The sequence below is a fragment of the Streptomyces sp. SID11385 genome, from assembly GCF_010548245.1.
Taxonomy (GTDB): Bacteria; Actinomycetota; Actinomycetes; order Streptomycetales; family Streptomycetaceae; genus Streptomyces.
Window position 1 is genome coordinate 1 of record NZ_JAAGLR010000190.1, and the last position, 3,506, is coordinate 3,506.

Genomic DNA, 3,506 nt, shown 5'->3' on the forward strand with positions numbered 1-3,506 from the left:
GACGCGGGCCGCGGGCCGCCGCCGGAACGCACGGGACCCGCAGGCCGTCGCGGGCCTGCGGGTCCGGTGAAGCGGCGCGCCGGCACGCGGCGCGCGGAGCCTGCCTGGGCGGTGGCCCTGATCAGGCGGCGGCCTTCGGGGCGTTGACGTCCTCGGGCAGCGCCTTCTGGGCGGCCTCGACGAGGGCCGCGAAGGCACCGGCGTCGTGCACGGCCAGCTCGGCGAGGATCTTGCGGTCCACCTCGATGTTGGCGGCCTTCAGACCCTGGATGAAGCGGTTGTAGGTGATGCCGTTGGCGCGGGCAGCGGCGTTGATGCGCTGGATCCACAGCTGACGGAAGTCGCCCTTGCGCTTCTTGCGGTCGTTGTAGTTGTAGACGAGGGAGTGGGTGACCTGCTCCTTCGCCTTGCGGTACAGGCGCGAGCGCTGCCCGCGGTAGCCGCTGGCCTGCTCCAGGATCGCCCGGCGCTTCTTGTGGGCGTTGACGGACCGCTTGACGCGTGCCACTTGATTACTCCTTGTAGCGGGGCCGTGGGGTGTTCACACGGCCCGGTTCGATTGGGTCCCGGTACGGGGCTGCGGGCCCCCGGCGAGGGAGCCGCGGCCTCACTTGCCGAGAAGCTTCTTGATCTTCTTGGCGTCGCCCGGGGCCATCTCGGCGTTGCCGGTGAGGCGGCGCGTCAGGCGGGACGACTTGTGCTCCAGCAGGTGGCGCTTGCCGGCCCGCTCGCGCAGCACCTTGCCGGAGCCCGTGACCTTGAAGCGCTTGCTGGCACCGCTGTGCGACTTGTTCTTCGGCATGGCGCCGTCTATCTCCTCGTCGGTGACGCCCCCTGCCGGGCCCCGGGGGGACCGGACGCGCGGGGGCGTCAGTTGTATCCGTGTCACCGGGACGGCTGTCCCGGATCAGGCCTCGGCGTGCTCCTGCTCCTCGGCGGTCTCGTCCGCGCCGGAGAGGTCCTCGTCCTGGTCGTCGGCCGAGGCGCCACGCCCCTGCCGTTCGGCCTTGCGGGCGGCCTGGGCCTCGCGGGCCTCGGCCATCGCCTCGGTCTTCTTCTTGTGCGGGCCGAGCACCATGATCATGTTGCGGCCGTCCTGCTTGGGACTCGACTCGATGAAGCCGAGGTCCTGGACGTCGTCCGCGAGGCGCTGGAGCAGCCGGCGGCCGAGCTCCGGCCTGGACTGCTCGCGACCACGGAACATGATCGTGATCTTGACCTTGTCACCCTGCTTGAGGAACCGGACGACGTGACCCTTCTTGGTGTCGTAGTCGTGCGGGTCGATCTTCGGCCGGAGCTTCATCTCCTTGATGACCGTGTGCGCCTGGTTCTTGCGCGCCTCACGGGCCTTCATGGCCGACTCGTACTTGAACTTCCCGTAGTCCATGAGCTTGCACACGGGCGGACGGGCGTTCGCCGCGACCTCGACCAGGTCCAGGTCGTACTCCTGCGCCAGTTCCAGGGCCTTCGCGAGCGGGACGATGCCCACCTGCTCACCACTGGGGCCGACGAGTCGTACCTCGGGAACACGAATCCGGTCGTTGATACGGGGCTCGGCGATGCGGGGCTCGGCGCTGATGGATCCTCCTCGGTAGCACCGCACGGCCGCCTGGCAGACAGCCGCACAACTCTTGCTTCTTGTGAGACCAACCGCGCCGGAACATGAAAAATGCCCCGGACGATCACGAGCGGGGCTCCTGTACTGACCGGAGCACCGCCGCGTGGACGCGGGGCGCGACTTCGGACGCTCACCGCCTCGGGTGCGGTGCCGTCTGACCGGTGACCCGCCGCCCGCGAGGGCGATCAGGTGGGAGTGCGGAGCCTCCACTTGTGGCCGGAGTCTCGGGCTCCCTCGCGGGCACCACTGACACACTCCGGCCGGTCGTTCCTCCAGCATACCAGGGCGTACGGGACCGGAGCCCCCGTGTGCGGCCGGTACGGGGCCGGGGCGTCGCGGGGGCGGCCACTAGGCTGACGGGGTTCGCGGGCGCCCGCCCGCGAGGGGAACGCGGGCGCTGTGCCGCCCTTCCCACTGTACGCAACCGAAGGAAGCGCCCCGCGATGAGCGAAGCGACGCCCGCAGCCGACTACGACGACGTGACCCGGGACATCGCGGAGGTGCCCGCCATCGAGGTGATCACCACCGTCGGGGTGCACCTGATGAGCGCGGCGGCGGTGAAGCTGGGGCTCGCCGAGGACGGTGACGCGCACAAGGACCTGGACGAGGCCCGCAAGCTGATCCAGGCGCTCGCGGGGCTCCTCGACGCGGGCGGCACCGAGATCAGCTCTTTCCACGCGGCCCCGCTCCGCGACGGCCTCAAGTCCCTCCAGCTCGCCTTCCGCGAGGCCAGCGTCTTCCCGGACGAGCCGGGGCAGGGACCGGGCGAGAAGTACACGGGGCCGGTCTTCGGCTGAGGTCCGCGAGGCCACGCTCCACGCCTGCCGGGAAAGCACATTTACAGAGCGCAGCTGTGGACAACCCGGGCTGTCGCGCAGCCGCTCTCACTCTTGGGGATGAGCCGCGTGACGACTTCCTCGAAGTTGTCCACAGATTCGGGGGGTGGGGGGCGGATTGGGCGGGGGCGGGGGGCGGGGCTGGGAGAATTGTTCTTGGGGTCGCCCCCCTGGGAGGGCGGGGGTCTGCGCCGGGGGGCGGGCGCCTGCGGAGAGCGAGCGCCTGCGGAGGGCTCCGGGTCTGCGGAGGGCCCCGGGTCTGCGGAGGGCCCCGGGCCGCCCCCCTCCTCACCGAATGAACAGCGGCTGCCCCGGCACCGTCGCCGTCCCCGGGAGCAGCGCGAGTTCGAGCCCTCGTTCCAGGCGCTCGCGCAGGACCGGGTGAGCGGCGAGGGCCTCGGCGGCCGCTCGCGCAGTCGGTTCCGGCTCCGCTCCCTCGGCCAGGACGAGCGCCAGCGTGCCGTCCGCGGTACGGGAGGGGAGCAGGTGGGCGCGGAGCACCGCCGGCTCGGCGGCGAGCGTGTCCCGTACCGCCTCCGTGACGGCCGGGTCCGCGAAGGGGGCCGCGCTGTCCCTGCCCTCGGCGAGCGCGCGCAGGGCGCCGCCGCTGACCTCGAAGGGGACGGGCCCGGCGAGGTCGAGGACGAGCGTGTCGGCCCGCTCGTGCGCGACGGCCTGGAGAGCCTGGTGGAGCGGTACGGCGACGGGGCGGGCCGTCGGGTCCCACCGGGCGAGGCTCGCCGTGGACGTGAAGGCGGGCAGCGCCGTGCGGTCCCCGGCCTTGAGCGTGGGCACCGCCATCTCGCTGTTCTTCTCGCGTTTGAGCCCGTCCGGGGCCTCCTCGGTCTCCCCGAGCACGGCCACGACGGGCACCAGGAGCCGTGCCCCGCGCAGCGCCGCGAGCACCGGCCCCGTCGCCGTGCGGTCCTCGGCCCAGGCGGCGAGCGCCGCGCCGAGCGCGGGATCGGCCGAGCCGTCGTCGTCGCCGAAGCCGGAATCAGGGATGTTCTTGTTCGCCACGCGACGACCCTACCGAGCCGCCGGACCCCGCT

5 protein-coding genes are annotated in these 3,506 nt (G+C 72.2%); 1 reads left to right on the top strand and 4 read right to left on the bottom strand.

What is annotated here, in order from left to right:
• Window positions 1–121 precede the first annotated feature (121 nt).
• The 3 genes from rplT to infC form a co-directional block, all read right to left on the bottom strand.
• Entirely contained in the window at window positions 122–508 is a 387-nt protein-coding gene (rplT, locus tag G3I42_RS06115; protein WP_008748864.1) for a 50S ribosomal protein L20, read from the bottom strand.
• 99 nt (window positions 509–607) lie between these two features.
• Window positions 608–802, bottom strand: coding sequence for a 50S ribosomal protein L35 (gene rpmI, locus G3I42_RS06120; RefSeq protein WP_007829094.1), 195 nt, complete (start codon window positions 800–802; stop codon window positions 608–610).
• A 105-nt stretch (window positions 803–907) separates the two neighbouring features.
• A complete protein-coding gene (gene infC / locus G3I42_RS06125; RefSeq protein ID WP_164283108.1) occupies window positions 908–1,603 on the bottom strand; it encodes a translation initiation factor IF-3 in 696 nt (231 codons plus the stop codon).
• Window positions 1,604–2,061: 458 nt separating this feature from the next.
• Here infC and G3I42_RS06130 point away from each other — a divergent pair, with 458 nt between their 5' ends.
• Window positions 2,062–2,415 (top strand): DUF1844 domain-containing protein, encoded by a 354-nt coding sequence (locus G3I42_RS06130; RefSeq protein WP_164283110.1) that lies wholly within the window; start codon window positions 2,062–2,064, stop codon window positions 2,413–2,415.
• A gap of 327 nt (window positions 2,416–2,742) precedes the next feature.
• On the opposite strand, the gene G3I42_RS06135 is transcribed toward G3I42_RS06130, so the two are convergent.
• Window positions 2,743–3,474, bottom strand: coding sequence for an SseB family protein (locus G3I42_RS06135; protein ID WP_164283112.1), 732 nt, complete (start codon window positions 3,472–3,474; stop codon window positions 2,743–2,745).
• Between the last annotated feature and the right edge of the window lie 32 nt (window positions 3,475–3,506).

Bases quoted from the DNA above. Each gene is read 5' to 3' on its own strand.
- rpmI (WP_007829094.1), bottom strand. From the start codon at position 802: ATGCCGAAGAACAAGTCGCACAGCGGTGCCAGCAAGCGCTTCAAGGTC.
- G3I42_RS06130 (WP_164283110.1), top strand. From the start codon at position 2,062: ATGAGCGAAGCGACGCCCGCAGCCGACTACGACGACGTGACCCGGGAC.